This window comes from Cellulomonas sp. APG4, from assembly GCF_009996735.1.
GTDB lineage: Bacteria > Actinomycetota > Actinomycetes > Actinomycetales > Cellulomonadaceae > Actinotalea.
The window spans coordinates 1-15,675 of sequence record NZ_JAACYI010000027.1 but is presented as its reverse complement, the minus strand read 5'-3'; the positions used below and the strand labels follow the sequence as shown (position 1 = coordinate 15,675).

Here is a 15,675-nt window from a genome sequence, read left to right as displayed (position 1 = left end):
GGAGTCATGCCACGAGAGGTGTCGAAGGGGAAGCCGACTACGCGTCGGTACTCCGATCAGGAGAAGGCTGCGGCGGTGCGGATGGTCCGGGCTCTGCGCGCGGAGCTCGGGACTGAGCACGGCACGGTCCAGCGGGTCGCGTCCCAGCTGGGCTATGGGACGGAGTCGGTGCGGCTGTGGGTGCGGCAGGCTGACATCGATGACGGTCACGCGCCGGGGGTGACCTCGAGCGAGAGCGCCCGGATGCGGGAACTGGAGCAGGAGGTCCGCGAGCTGCGCCGGGCGAATGAGGTCTTGAAGCGGACCGCAAGCTTCTTCGGGGCGGAGCTCGACCGCCAACACAAGAAGTAGTGGAGTTCATCGACGCGAACCGTGACGAGCTCGGCGTCGAGCCCATCTGCAGCGTGCTGCAGGTGGCGCCGAGCACGTACTACGCGGCCAAGGCCCGCCGGCCCTCGGCGCGGGAGGTCCGCGACGGCGTCCTGCGCCCGGTGCTGCGCCAGTTGTGGGAGGAGAACTACCGCGTCTACGGGGCGCGCAAGCTCTGGAAGGCCGCGGTCCGGGCCGGCTGGGACGTGGGTCGTGATCAGGTCGCCCGGCTGATGCGGGCCGAGGGCATCGAGGGTGCCCGGCGCACCAAGCGGGTCCGCACCACCAAGGCCGACCCGGGCGCGGCCCGGCACCCGGACCTGGTCGAACGCGACTTCACAGCCACCGCCCCGAACCAGCTGTGGGTCACCGACCTGACGTATGTCCCGACGTGGGCCGGGGTGGCCTACGTCTGCTTCATCACCGACGCCTACTCTCGGATGATCGTCGGCTGGCGCGTGGCAGCGCACATGCGCACCGAGATGGTCCTGGACGCCATCGAGATGGCCCGCTGGTCCCGCGGCACGAGGATCGAGGGTTTGAGGTGTCACAGCGATGCCGGCAGTCAGTTCACGTCACTGCGCTACGGCGAACGCCTCGCCGAGATCGGCGCGAGCCCCTCGATCGGGACCGTGGCCGATTCGTATGACAACGCCCTGGCCGAGACCGTCAACGGCTACTACAAGGCCGAGCTGATCCGCGGCCCGGCCCGCACCGGTCCCTGGAAGAGCGTCGAGGACGTCGAGCTCGCGACCCTCGGCTGGGTCCACTGGCACAACACCGCGCGCCTGCACGGCTACCTCGGCGACGTCCCACCCGCCGAGTTCGAGACCACGTTCTACGCTACCCACGGGAGCGGCCAGACCCTGGTCGAAATCCCATAGCCCGAGCCTCCATCAAAGCCAGGGCGACTCAGTCCTGACCTTCGACGAGCGTCCCGACCTCGCCCGCCCCAACGGCGTGTGGGACATGGGCAGCGCGGAGGCCGCGGAGATGGCCAAGCTCGCCGAGACGACGTACCGCGACGTCAACATCGGGCTCGCGAACCAGTTCGGGCTCTTCGCCGAGAAGGCGGGCATCGACGTGTACAAGGTCATCGAGGCCTGCAACTCCCAGCCCTACTCACACATCCACCGGCCGGGCATCGCGGTGGGCGGGCACTGCATCCCGGTCTACCCGCGCCTGTACCTGTCCACCGACCCCGACGCCTCGATCGTCCGCACGGCCCGCCAGCACAACGCGGCGATGCCCGAGCACGTCGTGGAGCGCGCCGCCGAGCTGCTCGGGGACCTCACCGGCCTGCGGGCCGTGGTCCTCGGCGCGTCGTACCGGGGCAAGGTCAAGGAGACGGCCTTCTCGGGCGTCTTCGCGACCGTCGCGGCGCTCGAGGCGCGCGGCGCGCAGGTGCTCGTGCACGACCCCATGTACGCGGATGACGAGCTCGCCCGCTTCGGGTGGACGCCGTACCACCTGGGGGAGCCGGTCGACCTCGCCGTAGTCCAGGCCGACCACCCCGAGTACGCCGAGCTGTCGCCGGTGGACCTGCCTGGGATCCGGTTGCTGTCCGACGGGCGCAACGTCACCGACCCGGCTCGCTGGGCCGGGACTCCCCGCGTCGTCGTCGGGGCGGCCTGAGCCGAGGCGCGGAGTCGCCGTCCGCCGCCGCCCGGCAGCGTCGGGGCTGTGATCAGCTCGCCGGCCAGCCCACGCGTCGGTCTAGCGCTCGGCTCACCCGACGGAGTCTCGCGCGTGGTCGGCGATCTTGTGGAAGAAGTCCTCGAGTAGCCAGCGAGTGTCGAGCTCTCTGCACACACGCACACGTCGCGACGGCTCTCCTTGAGTCGCTGAGCCATCAGCGTTGAACGAGGGCGCAGGGAGGCGCCGCCAGACGGCCCCGAACGGGTTCAGCACCAAGCCGATACCGGGTTGGTCTCCCAACGAGCGATGATCGACCGCGCGTGACATGTGCTGCGCGTTCCACTCGTGCAGCTGTCGCACCAGGTACCCGCCCAGTCGGCCGTGGGGACGTACGCGGTGGTCCAGCTCGCTGTAGCTCACGCCCACGCGGGTGTAGACGTCCATCGGCACCTGCCAGATCTCCAGCCCGGAGCTGAAGACGACGTTCGCTGCGGCGATGTCGTTCGACAGGTTGTACTCCGGCCAGTAGACCGGCTCCACGTCGTCGTACGGCGGACCGCCGATCCAGACGACGGTGGCTCCTGACGCGGCGACGCCCGGCTCGCTCAAGATGGCGGAAGCGACGTCCGTGAGCGGGCCGAGAGCGACGACGAACAGCGGCGCCTCGTCCTCAGCCAGCGCTTCGCTGACGATGAGCTGCGACGCTTCGCTCGGACGTGCCGTGGTGCGGTCCCCAAGTGGGCCGTCCGCTCCGTCCGCGACGGTGACGTCGGTTCGGCCCGCGAGCGCGAGCAGAAGGTCCACCTCAGCGCGCGACTGCGCGCGGGAGTCCGGCACTCGCGTGCCGAAGTGTGCCGGGAGGACGCCGCGCAGGTCAAGGGTCGGCGACAGCAAGGCGTGCGCGATGGCGAACTGGTCGTCCGCCTCGTTCTTCGCGTCTGTGGAGAGCAGAAGGCGACTGCGGAGCGGGGTGGACTGCACGTGGACTCCTCGGTGAGTGGACAACGGATCGATCTTACTTAATTAGTTGTATTTAGTCCGCGCGTCGACTAGCGTCCCGTCCAGCGGTACGGAGTGGGATGCAGGTCACACAGGGACGAGGATGTCGTGACAGACCAGAGGCAACAGCGCGGGGACCCAGATCTCGGGCGCACGATCGCCACCGTGCCGCGGCGCCGCAGCGAGATCGAAACGGTGCACAGGACTGACGAGTCCCCCACTGATGGCCGCGCACCCGGAAGCCAGCGCCGGCGGTCCCCCCTGCGCGCGCCGTGGTGGTTCCTCGTTCCCGCCGTCGCGATGTACGTGTTCGTGGTGGTCTGGCCCAGCCTGCGCGGTGGCTTCTACGCCTTCACCGACTGGAACGGCTTGTCCGGCGACTGGCAGCTCGTCGGCTTCGAGAACTTCGCCGAGGTCTTCGATGACCGTCGTGCCCTGTCCGCACTCAAGAACACCGTTCTTCTCGCCTTCGTCGTCACCGTGGTGCAGAACGCACTGGGCCTGGGCCTCGCCGTCGCCCTCAACGGCGCGCTGAAGTCGCGCTCCGTGCTCCGGGTGCTCTTCTTCGCGCCCGTCGTTCTCACGCCACTCGTGTCGGGGTACATATGGAGCTTCCTCCTGGCTCCTACCGGACCCCTGAACACACTCCTGAGCACAGTCGGGCTGGAGTCGTGGCGGCAGGACTGGCTCGGGAACCCATCGACGGCGCTGTGGGCGGTGTGTGCCGCGATCATCTGGCAGTTCACCGGGTATTCCATGGTCATCTTCCTAGCCGGCCTCCAAGCAATACCGGAGGAGATCAACGAGGCAGCCGCGATGGACGGCGCGGGTCCATGGCGCCGGTTCGTAAGCGTGACACTCCCGCTCATCAACGGCTCGATCGTCATCAACGTCATGTTGTCGCTGATCGGCGGTCTGAAGCAGTTCGACCAGGTCATGGCCATGACCGGGGGAGGACCGGGCATCGCTACCGAGACGATCTCCACCACCATCTACAAGGGGGCCTTCAGCTCAGGCGAGTATCCCGTGTCGATCGCTCTGGCCGTGGTCATGACGATCCTGATCGCGGTCATCGCCTCGATCCAGTACCGGATGACCGCCCGGAAGGTGACCTGATGCATCGCTACACCGTTCGGACCGGCCTCCGTGAGGCGGGCGTCATCCTCGTCGCCCTCGTGTTCCTCGTGCCACTCCTGGCACTCACCAACGTCGCGTTCACCCCGCAGGGTCGACCGGCCGACGCTCTCACCATCTCCTGGCCCCTGAGCACCGACAACTTCGTCCAGGCATGGTCACAGGGCGCACTAGGCGGGGCGCTCGTCAACAGCGCCGTCGTCGCGGTGCTCAGTGTCGTCGGGGTGGTCGTCATCGCTGCGATGGCGTCATACCCCCTTGCGCGCAGCACGCGCCGCTGGTCCCGCGGGACGTTCTTCTTCTTCCTTGCCGGACTCCTGATCCCATCCCAGCTCGGACTGCTTCCGCTCTACGTGACCATGCGAGACGCCGGCCTGCTCGGAACGCTGTGGGCCGTCGTCCTCATCAACATCGGCGGTCAGCTGCCGTTCTCGATCTTTCTCTACACCACCTTCCTGCGGGAGCTGCCGGTGGAGTATGAGGAAGCCGCTGTGCTCGACGGCTGCGGACCGGTGCGGACTTTCGTCAGCGTGGTGTTCCCACTCCTGCGCGCCGTGACCGGCACCATCGTCGTCCTCAACTCCGTGTCCGTGTGGAACGAGTTCTTCACGCCTCTGCTGTACCTCTCCGGCAGTGGCCAGACGACCGCTCCGGTCGCCATCTACAACTTCGTCGGTCAGTACGTGGCCCAATGGCCTCTCGTCTTCGCCGCGCTGCTGATCACGATTCTGCCGGTGCTGATCCTGTACTTCCTCCTACAGAAGTACATCATCCGCGGGTTCGCGGGGGGCTTGAAGGGCTGAGAGGCCGCACGACCACCGTGCCCACAGGGGCTGGTGTTCCCAGTTTGCAATGACGCGACACTCATAGGGAGACAGCAGTGAACCGTACTTCTAAGCCCACAGGCGCCGCCGGTGCATGCGCCGTACTAGGAATCCTCACGCTGGCACTCAGTGCCTGTTCGACGGAGGCAGCAGACCCCACCGGCAGCGGCACCAGCACTGGTGACGCCAGCTCTGTGCTGACATTCGCGAGCGGCCAGCAGGTAGCCGCTGAGCCGCTCCTCGCTGCCTTCGAGGAGGCGCACCCGGAGTACACGGTCGAGCCCGTGTTCATCGAGCAGGACGCCGCATACATCCAGCAGCTCCGCACCCAGCTCTCCGGCGGGACAGCACCCGACATCTTCAAGGTGTGGCCAGGTGCAGGCGATGCGATGGCGATCGGGGCCGTCGCGGCGGACGGCCTGGTGGCCGACCTCAGCGATGAACCGTGGGCAAGCGACATCCCGGAGAACCTCGTCGCCCTCGCAGGACACGAAGGTGACCTGTACTCACTGCCCGCCACGATCGGCGGCATCGGCGCCATCTACAACGATGCTGCCATGGACGAGGTTGGTGCCACCGCCCCCACCACGTGGTCGGAGGTCCTCCAGCTCTGCGCAACTGCTCAGGAACACGGCAAGGTGGCCTATGCGCTGGGAACGAAGGACGCGTGGACGGCGCAGCTGCTGCCGTACGCGCTCACGGGCACCCTGGTCTACGGCCCCAATCCGTCCTTCACGGAAGACCAGACCGAGGGCACGGCGTCCTTCACGGATTCCGGGTGGATGGAGGCTCTGGAGAAGGTCGTTGAGATGGACGACGCCGGTTGCTTCAACGAGGGAGCGAACGGCACGGCGTACGACGCGCAGATGACGATGGTGGGCGAGGGGGCGGCCCTCGGAGCAGTGCACGTCTCCCAGGCGGTCTCAGCGGCCCGCCAGTACGCAGCCGACGGAACCACCTTCTCCCTGGCGCCGTTCCCGGCAACGGAGAACCCGGACGACACCTACGTCCCCGTCGCTCCCGGTATCAACTTCGCTATGAACGCGAAGGCGGAGAACCCCGAGGCAGCGAAGGCGTTCCTCGCCTTTGTCGCATCGCCCGAGGGGCAGGCCCTGTTCGCCACGGCGTCGGACAGCTCGCCGGCACTCCCCGCGCCGGACTATGAGGCCGACGAGATCAACCAGCCGCTGATCGACGCCCTGGAGAGAGGACGCGCCGCGGTGTACCCCGACCAGACGTGGCCCAACACCCAGGTCAAGGAGGAGTACCTGATCGCGATGCAGGAGCTCTTCAACCGGGACGTCACCCCGGCGGAGGTGCTCCAGCGCCTCGACGACGCAATCGCCAGCTGACACGATCCCACCGGCGTCAACGCACCGGCGTTCCGCTACGGCGGAATGCCGGTGCGATCGTCATCCGGACGGTCCTGCCAGCTCCAGTCGGTGGCGTCCCGGGCCGAGCCTGCGTCCATCGGCTCCGGGCACTCGGAGCCGAGCGACGGCCCCTACTGGCACCTCCACCTCGAGGACCACCCGGCGGTCCTCGTGATACCAGGACACTGCCGCATCACCGAGTGGTGTCTGCAGCCGAGCGGCGGCATGGTCGAGAAGGTGCGTGAGGGTGGGCGCCACGTCGAAGGTGCGCCATCCCGGCGAGGCGGGGCGGATGCCGGCGACGTCCTCAAAGAGCCAGTCGTCGACCGTACCCAGGAAGTAGTGTCCACGTGATCGTGACTCAGGCGCCCAGTGCTCCCAGAGCGTCGTCGCACCATGCTGCAGCCAGTGGCCCCACCCGGGATACGTGGGATTGACCGCGACGGACAGAGCCTCGCGCGCGTAGCCGTGCCGACTCAGGACCGGCAGGAGGTACTTCGTTCCGAGCGCGCCGGTGTTGAGGTGGTCGCCCCGGGCGCGTACGTCCGCAGCGAGGCCGGCGGCGGTGCGTGCCTGGAGGCTGCGGGGTACGAGACCGAACCTGAGTGCGAGAACCTGGTGCGTCTGGCGGAAGGTCTCTTCGTCGGCGCCGCGCACCGCGCCCGTAGCACTCACGAAGGTGCGCCTGAACGCGTCACGGACGTCGCGGGCGCGCCCTGAGAGCTCTCGGGCATCGTCTCGCCGGCCAAGGACGAGGGCGATCCGCATGACCGTCCTCAGGATGCGGTACACGTACGCTGTCGCCGCGACACGCAGATCCTCCGGGGGGTTGCCGCCGCCGGGGTCCGCCTCGGGGCTGACCCAGTCACCGAGCGTCGTCGTCGCAATGCCACCATCTGTGCGGTCATGCTCCAGCCGCGCGTGCCGGAGCAACGCGTCGTAGTGGCGCAACATCGGGCGGTCGTCACCGCCGTACACCCGCAGCCACCATGCAAGCAGCGGGAACGCGGCGTTCCACGTCGGCGTCGGCGTCCAGTCCGCGCGCCAGCCGCCGTGCGGCGCGATGACAGCGGGCAGGCCGGTGTGGCGCGTCGTGTCGGCGATGTCATCGAGCCACTTCGCCAGCAGCTGCTGGGTGTCGAAGTTCCGGAGCATCATCTCGGCGCCCAGCATGCCGTCGCCGGTCCACCCGTTCTTCTCGTACGTCGGCGTATCGGTCGGTAGGTCGTGGAGATTCACGAGGATTGTCCGGCGCACAAGTGCGTGCAGCTCGACGAGTGATGGCTCGGAGCAGGTGAACTCTGCCCGGGATGCCACGTCGTTGTGGACGACTAGGGCGCTGAGCTTCTCTGGAGCGGGCAGACCCGCACCCCGCTCCTCCGGCCACCCCGTCACCTGAACCCAGCTGAAGCCCCGGTAACCGAACCTCGGATGCCAGTCTCGCACGTTGTCAGCGGCCACCGCCGGGAACGCAACCTCGTCCACCTGGAACCGACCATCGAAGTAGCCGTGTGTGTCGAGGTTGTCGGGCGTCCTCGCTGCTGTGAGCCTTTCACCGTAGTCGAGCCTCAGTCGGGAAGGCTGGTCACCAGGTGGCGCCACCTCAACCCACCCCGAGACGAGGCGCGGATAGTGTGCGAGCAGGACGTCTGGAGCGGTGCGCTCGATACGGTCAGGTGGAATGCGGTCGATGACCCGTTGCGGTTGCTGCCGCTGGTGCTCCAGGCGTCCACGCGGGCCTGCCACGACGACGGCCGGTCGCCGTCGCTCCGGCCGCTCGCTGCTTTCCGGCCAAAGCGTGCGATCCGCTGCAGCGTCGTAGTCTTCGCCGGCAAACGGATCGTCGCGTAGCGTCCCGCCATCGACGACCTCCCAGCTGTCGTCAGTGACAAGGCGGGTAGGACCGTGTGTCGTGTCGACGACCAGCATGCATCGAGCCGTCGGTTCCCCGTGCCACGGCGCGATGTGCCAGTCCCACGTGCTCCGGGCCAGCGGTCCATAGAACCCGCGCCCCAGCTCGAGGCTGACGATGTTGTCGCCCCTGCGCAGCAGCCGGCCGACGTGGGCAGCGACGTACTGGACGCGGACGTCATAGTCGGTGAAGCCTGGGACCACGGCACCAAGGTCGGCGTCCTTGCCGTTGATCCGTACCGCTGTGTGGCCGCCAGCCGCGACGTAGAGGCGTGCCGCGTCGTCCTCCGGTGCGTGGGTGAGGTTCAGACGTCCCAGGAGCACCGGGGCTGGGCGTTGACTGCCGAGGAGCGCTCCGTCCGACCATCCGGCGATCCACTGCGCGCCGTGCCACTGATCATCATGGGTCAACCCGCGGTGGAACCACGACGATGCCGACGCCGAGCCCTCAGCCGTGCGCACGTCGACGCTCCACTCGTAGCGAACGTCGGGCTGGAGCAGCGCGCCGTCGACATCGACGTGCCGCACGTCTGGATTCGTCAGCGCGCCGCTGTCCCACACCACCACCCCGCCCCGCCGCAGCCGGACCCGCGCGGAGCGTTGAACATCACCCCGTAGCGCAGAGCGAACAACCCACGACAGACGTGGCTGAGGGACGTCGACACCGAGTGGCTCGACGGTGTGCTCGACCCGCAGCTGAACGAGGTCAGGCAAGCCGCACGGGTCCCGTGCTCGCACGTGCCGCAAATGTCGGTCGAGGCGCGGCATACGTCCTCACGGGAGCGCCCGAAAGAACGTCGACGACAGCGCGTCCCGCTTGCATGCCCAGCTCGTGGACATCACGGCTCATCGCCGACAGCGGCGGTGACGCTACACGGCAGGCGACTGAGTCGTCGCCGGCTACCAGCGAGACGTCGTCGGGCACCCGCAGGCCACGACTGCTGATGACCTCGAGGGCGGCCACCGCCATGACGTCGTTGTCGAAGACCATCGCAGTCGGTGGCTGGTCGCCGTCGAGCAGACGAGTGACTGCGCGCTGTGCTTCCTTGGCCGTGAAGTCCGCTTCGACGACCATGGGCTGCCCACCGTGTGTTCTCACGGCCGCCTCGAAAGCTGCCGTCCGTCTGGACGTGTGTGCGAGCGCCAGCGGTCCGGAGACGCGCGCGAGGACTCGGTGCCCGAGACCGAGCAGCTCGTCAACGATGGTGTCCACCAGCGCGGCTTCATCGGTGACGAGGCAGCTGTGCATGCCTGCGTCATCCGGATGCGCGACGACGAGCGCCGCCAGGCCAAGGTCGTTGACCAGGGCGAGCCGCGGATCGCTATCAACCAGTACATCGACAATGATCACCGCGCCGACCTGGTCGCCTTCCGACCACCGCACGTATGCATCGAGCTCACGTTCCATGTCCGGCACCACCTGGAGCATGAGCTCGCGGTCGTCCTCCATGAGGACGTCCTCGACCCCTGCCATGAAGTCCGTGTAGAACGCCTCGATGCCGAGCATGCGCACGGGGCGCCGCAGCACCAGGCCGACAGTGGCGCCACGGGCCTTCACGGCCGAGCCGCCGCGGGAATGGCGGAGACGGCCGGTGAGCTCTGTCCTTCGTCGTGGCACGGTGCGGCGGTTGCAACGAGGTCGTTGGCCGAGCGCACCACGAGGCGATCCGCAAACGCTTCAGGCGGCAGCCCCGCCGGTGCCTGAACCCGGAAGACTCGCGACGCCCCGGCACGTAGCGTGATGAGGGCATCGTCGACACTGGCGTCAGGGTGAACCCGGTCGACGAGCAGGGTGACGTCCTTGGTGAGAGTTCGTGCTTGCACGCGAACCTCGTAGCCCTCGGCGACCGCGGACGCACTGACATCCAGGTCCCCGCCGCGGAGTGCAAGTTTCGGGTCCTCCGCCCACCAGTGATAGGCGGGTGCGAGCCCCTCCAGCTCGACGACGAGGACCTCCCGCGATGCATCGTCAGGCAAAGCGATCGCCGTAGGGATCGGGAGGTGCACAATGTCCCGCGCCGCGACGTCGACGGTGAACTCGTACTCCGCAAGAGCCGTGCCATCGAACCGCTCGCGCACCAGCCGCCCCGTCGCCATGACGCGGTCCGGGGAGTCGTTGTGCACGATCGCCTCGAGGCCGTGTTCGCCGGTCTGGACGGTGACGAGGCGGTCGGCATACACACGACGCAGTGCATACCAGAGCGGTTTGCGGTGGCGGAGGCTGTCGACGGCCGCCCAGGACACTGATGGCCAGCAGTCGTTCAGCTGCCACACCACGGAGCCCCGGTTGAGTGGGAACAGGGAGCGGAAGTGCTCGATGCCGAATGCCACGGCGCGAGCCTGGTTGAGCTGCGTGGCCCAGTGCCAGTCCTCGAAGGTCGCCGGTGTGGGTAGGTGATCACCGAGCCCACGCATGAGCTTTCCGTTGCCGTCGGTGGCTTTCTGGTGGACGAGAAGGTGCGGCCCGAATGGATCCGCCGGCTCGTCGTGAACGGCGTACTGCAGCGTTGACCACGCTGGCGGGCCCTGGAACCCGAACTCGGAGACGAACCGCGGCCGATACTCGGCATAGCGCGTGTAGTCGTGCGTGTTCCACACGTCCCAGATGTGCATGATGCCATTGCTGTCATCATTGGGGTGCAGGTAGTCGCTGAACGAGCACGGACTGCCAGGAATGTACGGCGTACGCGGAGCGAGCCGGGCGACGATCTCCGGGAAGAGCCGGCGGTAGTAGCCCTCTCCCCATGTCCGGCCAGCGAGGGCGGGGCGCCAGCCCCAGTCGACATATCCCCAGAGGTTCTCGTTACAGCCGTTCCACACGGCCAAGCTCGGGTGGGCCGTGAGTCTCGTGACGGCCTCTTCCGCCTCGGCTGCGAACTCGTCCCAGAGCACCGCGTCCTCGCTGTATGCCGCACACGCCAGGAGGAAGTCCTGCCAGACGAGCACACCGGCCTCGTCGCAGAGCTCGTAGAAGTCCTCGGACTCGTAAATCCCGCCGCCCCACACCCGTAGCAGGTTGATGCCGGCGTCCGTCGCATCCGTGATGCTGGCGTGAAGATCATCGCGCCGGATTCGCGGCAGGAACACGTCATCGGGAATCCAGTTGGCACCTCGGACATACACGTCCTCGCCGTTGACCCGAAGCGTGAATGCGCTTCCGTGAGCGTCCGGGGCCAGATCGATGTCGATCGTGCGAAAGCCGATGCAGCGGGACCAGCTGTCCAGCGGCCCCTGGCCAGAGGCCTTGGAAACCCCCACGGTCAGCTCATGCAGCGCTGCGCGCCCGTGGCCCCTAGGCCACCAGAGGGGCGCGTCGGGGGCCTCAAGGCGGAGCACATGTGCTCCGGGCCCCGTGACGTCGAGGTGTCCCTGTTGCCCGGCGACTGCTACGTCCAGCCGGAGCGCGCCGTCGGTCTGCTTCTCATCGGAGAGCTCGAGATCGACGTGGACCTCCACCGAGGGCACGCCTTCGATGACGTCCACGATCGGACGCACGCTACGGATGCGCGCCTGGGACCAGGAGTGGATGCCAATCGAACGCCAGATGCCCACCGAGGCGAGGTCCGGGCCCCAGTCCCATCCAAACGAGTATGCCGCCTTGCGGATGCAGTTGAAGGGGTGGTGGTAGGAGTGCGGGCGCTCACCCAGCACGGACTCCTGCTCGCGGGCGAAGCGGACCGGCGAAGCGAAGTAGACCCGGAGCTCATTCGAGCCCGGACGCAAGACGTTGGTGACGTCGAACCGATATGACCGGTGCTGGTTGACGGTATGCGCGACCGTGCTGCCGTTCAGCTGAACCGTCGCGACGGTGTCGAGTCCGTCGCAGGTGAGGTCGTGTCGGTCGCTGGCATCCGGAGACCATTCGAAATGGGTGATGTACTCCCAGTCGGCTTCACCGATCCACTGCAGCTCAGACTCCGCATCGTCGACGAAGGGGTCGCCGATCAGCCCCTCGCGCTGCAGGTCAAGATGAACCACTCCCGGAACCCGTGCTGGGATGCCGTCACGCAGCCTCGCGGCGATCTCCTCTGGGGCCGATCCCGCGACCAGGCGGACCTGCCATCCATCATGTAGCGGTCGGTGCACGCGAGATCTCCTTGTCCGGCCGCAGCCTGCGACCTCAAGCCACGGCAGCGAGTCGTCGCGCCATTGCAAGACCTAGACTGGACCCCACACCACGCTTAGTCAAGCGACTAAATTAAGCAAAGGGAGTAAGTGGAGATGCGACCGGAGGAGCCTGAGCGACGCGACGCCCGGGGCGCTCCGACGCCCGGCGGCGCCCCCCGGCGGCGACGCGTCAACAACCGCGAAGTCGTGCTTGAGGAGATCCGGGCGCGGGCGCCGATCAGCAGAGTCGAGCTTTCGGGCATCGTCGGGCTGACGCCCGCAGCGATCACGAGCATCGCGCGCAGACTCATCGCTGAAGGCCTGGTCACGGAGTCGGGACACAGCGAGTCCACGGGAGGCAAGCGCCGAGTTCTCCTTGAGATCAACGCAGCGTCCCGGTACGCACTAGGTGCGCAGTTGACGGCCGACTCCGCAACGATCGTCGTTGAGGGTCTCGGGGGTGCGGTCGTCGGCCGCTCGCGGTTCCGCCATGGCGTCGACGGCCCTGCAGCGTCGACCACGCGCGTGGCCCAAGCTGCTGCCGAGCTGCTCTCATCCCTCGGGCTCCGGCCGGAGAGCATCGTCGGTTTTGGCGTTGCGGTGCCTGGTGGACTCGATGCCTCGCGGGATGTTGTCCTTGACTCGAGGGTCCTCCCTGAGTGGGCCGGGTTCCGGTTGAGAAACGCACTGGAGGACGCCGCACGTGTGCCTGTGCGTCTGTACAACGACGGCGCCGCCGCAGCGGCGGGTGAGGCTTGGGGTGGTGCCGCCGGGAAGGACTCAAGGCTCTTGCTTATCCAGATGGATCGCGGCATCGGCGGCGGCATCGTCCTCGACGGAGCGCCGCTGGGGGGCAGGCTCGGACGGCCGGGGGAGATCGGCCATGTCGTCGTAGACCCGGCTGGGCAGCTGTGCCGGTGCGGAGGCAGAGGCTGTCTCGAGGCTGTGGCGGCCCCCGCCGCGGTCGAGCAGTCCTACGCGGCGTTAGCGGGCCGTCGCCTCGCCATGAATCGCGTGGCCGCCCTGGCGCTACGCAACGACCCCGCCGCGCTGGCAGCGGTCCAGGCGTCCGCGGACGCAATGTCGCAGGCAGTTCTAGGCGCCGCCAACCTGCTCGATCTCGATCACGTCATCCTCGCAGGATCGGGCTTCGGCAGTGCAGTCTCGATCTACATCGAGACGATCCAGCGGCGCCTCGACACCGCGTTCCTCGGTCGGCACGCGCATCCTGTGGCCGTGCGTGAGTCGCTGACCATGCGAGATGCGGCCGCAGTCGGGGCTGCGGAGATGGTGTTGAAGGAGCAGGTATCTCAGCAGGCATCCTCACTCTGAGGCCCTACTGCAACGGACTCGCACCGCCGAGCCGCGAGAGTGCGCGTTCGATCACTGCCTGATCAGCAAGGACAGCGAGGTGATCGAGCGCTGGATGCACATGACATGAGAATCGTGTTGCGGCGCTCGGGTCGAGAGCGACGACGCGCCGTCGAAGTTCCAGCGCCGCGTCCGGCGGCACGTGAGTATCCGCACCGCCGAGCTCAAGGTCCACGTGGACGTCGCGCGCAAAAGCAGCGGCGCGTGTTGCCGGCTCGAGCTGCTGTCGCCACCAGTGTGCGCCCGCATCTTCGAGGCCCTGGTCGATCGTCTTGTCGCTGCCATCCACGCTGCGCATGCCGGGACGGCCCCAGTCCGGGCCTGCCGCGACTACGGAGACTCGACCGATGCGCGCATCGAGGGCGGCGAGGGCAAGGGCGATGTCGCCGCCCATCGACATACCACCTACGTCGTAGGACGTCGGGTCTGTCCCGAGCATGGGCCCCCAGTGGTCCACGACGGTGAGCGCATCGATAGTCGTCCGCCCGAGAATCGGCCACATGCGCCGTCGGAAGTCGGCCAGCACGGCTGCCCGAAGGGCACCGGAAGGCGCAGCCTGCCGCATGCCGTGCTGCCAGGGGTCGATGCTCAGGGCAGTTACTCCAGTGGCCGCCAACCGCTGGAGATGAGGCACCATGGCCTCAGCGGACTCGCCCAACGGCGGCAACCACACGACGAGGCGGTTCGACGATGCAGCCGCTGGGCGCACTGAGATCGCCGGGATTCCGTCAATCAGCCGGCGTTCGACGGCGAACGGTGTGGAGCGCACAGACAGACGCTAGCCTCGGGGAGCCTGACCCGCTTCCCCGGACACCTGTCCTGAGGTGACGATGTCATCTCCGAGAGGAGTCCTTGTGCCTGCAGCCAAGCCGCCGGAGTTCCGGCGTCGCGCGGTGGATCTTGCCCGCAGCGGTCAGCACCCGGTCGCGAAGGTCGCGTCCGACCTGGGGATCAGCGAGTCGTGCCTGCGCCGGTGGATGGCTCAGGACGACGTCGACACCGGCCGCCGGGAGGGGCTGACCAGCGACGAGCGCAAGGAGCTGGTCGAGCTGCGGCGCCGGACGCGGGTGCTGGAGATGGAGAACGAGATCCTCAAGCGCGCCAGCGCCTACTTCGCGCGGGAGAACGTGCTCCCAAAATGACGTTCCGGCTGGTCCGTGAACTCGCCGACGACGGTGTCTCCGTCGCGGTGGCCTGCCGGGTGCTCGACGTCTCCAGGTCCGGCTACTACGACTGGCAGGTCCGACCCCCGTCGGCCCGAGCGGTCGCCGACGCCGAGCTGACGGCCACGATCGTGGCAGTCCACCAGATGTCGCGGTGCTCCTACGGCGCCCCGCGGGTCCATGCCGAGCTGCGCCTGGGCATGGGCATCGCGTGCGGCCGCAAGAGGGTCGCGCGGCTGATGCGGGCCGCGCAGGTCAGCGGCATCAGCCACCGGCGCAAGCGCGCTCGTCACCACCCGGCGCCGGCCCCGCACGAGGACCTGGTCCAGCGCCGGTTCGTCGCCGACGGTCCGGACCGGTTGTGGTGCACCGACATCACCGAGCACCCGACGAACACCGGGAAGGTCTACTGCGCCGCGGTCCTGGACGTGTTCACCCGCAAGATCGTCGGGTGGTCGATCGCGGACCACATGCGCTCCGAGCTCGTCGTCGACGCGCTGCAGATGGCGATCTGGACCCGCCGGCCGGGGCCCGGCGCGATCGTCCACGCAGACCGCGGAGCCCAGTACACGTCGTGGATCTTCGGCCACCGGCTGCGCTCGGCCGGCCTGCTCGGATCCATGGGGCGGGTCGCCTCGAGCGTGGACAACACGATGATGGAGATGCTCCTATCGGCGTCAAGTGGGCATCGGGGCGCTCTCCAGGAGCCTGAACACGTGGCGGGCGAAGTAGCGCTTGAGGCAGCGCATCGCTTCGCGTTTGGTCTTGCCCTCGCTGATCCGGCGG

The 15,675-nt window shown here is 67.9% G+C and carries 12 protein-coding genes, 1 pseudogene and 1 other annotated feature; of the genes and pseudogenes, 8 read left to right on the top strand and 5 right to left on the bottom strand.

The window, feature by feature from the left end:
• Window positions 1–6 precede the first annotated feature (6 nt).
• Both GXB85_RS15795 and GXB85_RS15790 read left to right on the top strand, forming a co-directional pair.
• A protein-coding gene (locus tag GXB85_RS15795) for an IS3 family transposase (RefSeq protein WP_237728332.1) occupies window positions 7–1,253 on the top strand; the annotation gives its coding sequence in 2 pieces (ribosomal slippage) (window positions 7–316 and window positions 316–1,253; 1,248 coding nt in all).
• Window positions 310–422, top strand: a sequence feature (AL1L pseudoknot). (Overlaps the previous gene by 113 nt.)
• 25 nt (window positions 1,254–1,278) lie before the next feature.
• Window positions 1,279–2,004 (top strand): annotated as a pseudogene (locus GXB85_RS15790) (nucleotide sugar dehydrogenase); the annotation flags it as partial.
• 93 nt (window positions 2,005–2,097) lie between these two features.
• On the opposite strand, the gene GXB85_RS15785 reads toward GXB85_RS15790, so the two are convergent.
• Window positions 2,098–2,988 carry a nucleoside hydrolase gene (locus GXB85_RS15785; RefSeq protein WP_161918620.1) on the bottom strand — a complete coding sequence of 297 codons (891 nt, stop codon included), beginning with the start codon at window positions 2,986–2,988 and terminating at the stop codon, window positions 2,098–2,100.
• A gap of 126 nt (window positions 2,989–3,114) precedes the next feature.
• On the opposite strand from GXB85_RS15785, the gene GXB85_RS15780 reads away from it, so the two are divergent.
• The 3 genes from GXB85_RS15780 (at window position 3,115) to GXB85_RS15770 (ending at window position 6,316) form a co-directional block, all read left to right on the top strand.
• Window positions 3,115–4,122, top strand: a complete 1,008-nt coding sequence (locus GXB85_RS15780; RefSeq protein WP_370524289.1) for a carbohydrate ABC transporter permease — start codon at window positions 3,115–3,117, stop codon at window positions 4,120–4,122.
• Window positions 4,122–4,943, top strand: coding sequence for a carbohydrate ABC transporter permease (locus GXB85_RS15775; protein WP_161918619.1), 822 nt, complete (start codon window positions 4,122–4,124; stop codon window positions 4,941–4,943). The genes GXB85_RS15780 and GXB85_RS15775 overlap by 1 nt, the downstream gene beginning before the upstream one ends.
• A gap of 215 nt (window positions 4,944–5,158) precedes the next feature.
• On the top strand, window positions 5,159–6,316 hold the full coding sequence (locus tag GXB85_RS15770; RefSeq protein WP_161918618.1) for an ABC transporter substrate-binding protein: 1,158 nt from the start codon (window positions 5,159–5,161) through the stop codon (window positions 6,314–6,316).
• A gap of 60 nt (window positions 6,317–6,376) precedes the next feature.
• Here the strand turns inward: GXB85_RS15770 and GXB85_RS15765 are convergent, their stop codons facing one another.
• The 3 genes from GXB85_RS15765 to GXB85_RS15755 form a co-directional block, all read right to left on the bottom strand.
• On the bottom strand, window positions 6,377–8,812 hold the full coding sequence (locus tag GXB85_RS15765; protein WP_161918617.1) for a family 78 glycoside hydrolase catalytic domain: 2,436 nt from the start codon (window positions 8,810–8,812) through the stop codon (window positions 6,377–6,379).
• Window positions 8,813–8,954: 142 nt separating this feature from the next.
• The gene (locus tag GXB85_RS15760; protein WP_370524288.1) at window positions 8,955–9,776 is read right to left on the bottom strand and encodes a LacI family DNA-binding transcriptional regulator; all 822 of its coding nucleotides are present in this window, start codon (window positions 9,774–9,776) and stop codon (window positions 8,955–8,957) included.
• Between the two features lie 26 nt (window positions 9,777–9,802).
• Window positions 9,803–12,334, bottom strand: a complete 2,532-nt coding sequence (locus GXB85_RS15755) for a glycoside hydrolase family 2 protein (protein WP_202628067.1) — start codon at window positions 12,332–12,334, stop codon at window positions 9,803–9,805.
• A 135-nt stretch (window positions 12,335–12,469) separates the two neighbouring features.
• On the opposite strand from GXB85_RS15755, the gene GXB85_RS15750 reads away from it, so the two are divergent.
• Window positions 12,470–13,687: an ROK family transcriptional regulator gene (locus GXB85_RS15750; RefSeq protein WP_237728335.1), complete on the top strand. Its 1,218-nt coding sequence runs from the start codon at window positions 12,470–12,472 to the stop codon at window positions 13,685–13,687.
• A 4-nt stretch (window positions 13,688–13,691) separates the two neighbouring features.
• Here GXB85_RS15750 and GXB85_RS15745 read toward each other — a convergent pair whose 3' ends face one another.
• Entirely contained in the window at window positions 13,692–14,495 is an 804-nt protein-coding gene (locus GXB85_RS15745; protein ID WP_161918615.1) for a hypothetical protein, read from the bottom strand.
• Window positions 14,496–14,580: 85 nt separating this feature from the next.
• Here GXB85_RS15745 and GXB85_RS15740 point away from each other — a divergent pair, with 85 nt between their 5' ends.
• Window positions 14,581–14,868, top strand: a complete 288-nt coding sequence (locus GXB85_RS15740; protein ID WP_161918614.1) for a transposase — start codon at window positions 14,581–14,583, stop codon at window positions 14,866–14,868.
• The coding region (locus GXB85_RS15735; protein WP_161918613.1) for an IS3 family transposase at window positions 14,865–15,675 on the top strand (811 nt) is incomplete at its 3' end. The genes GXB85_RS15740 and GXB85_RS15735, both read left to right, overlap by 4 nt.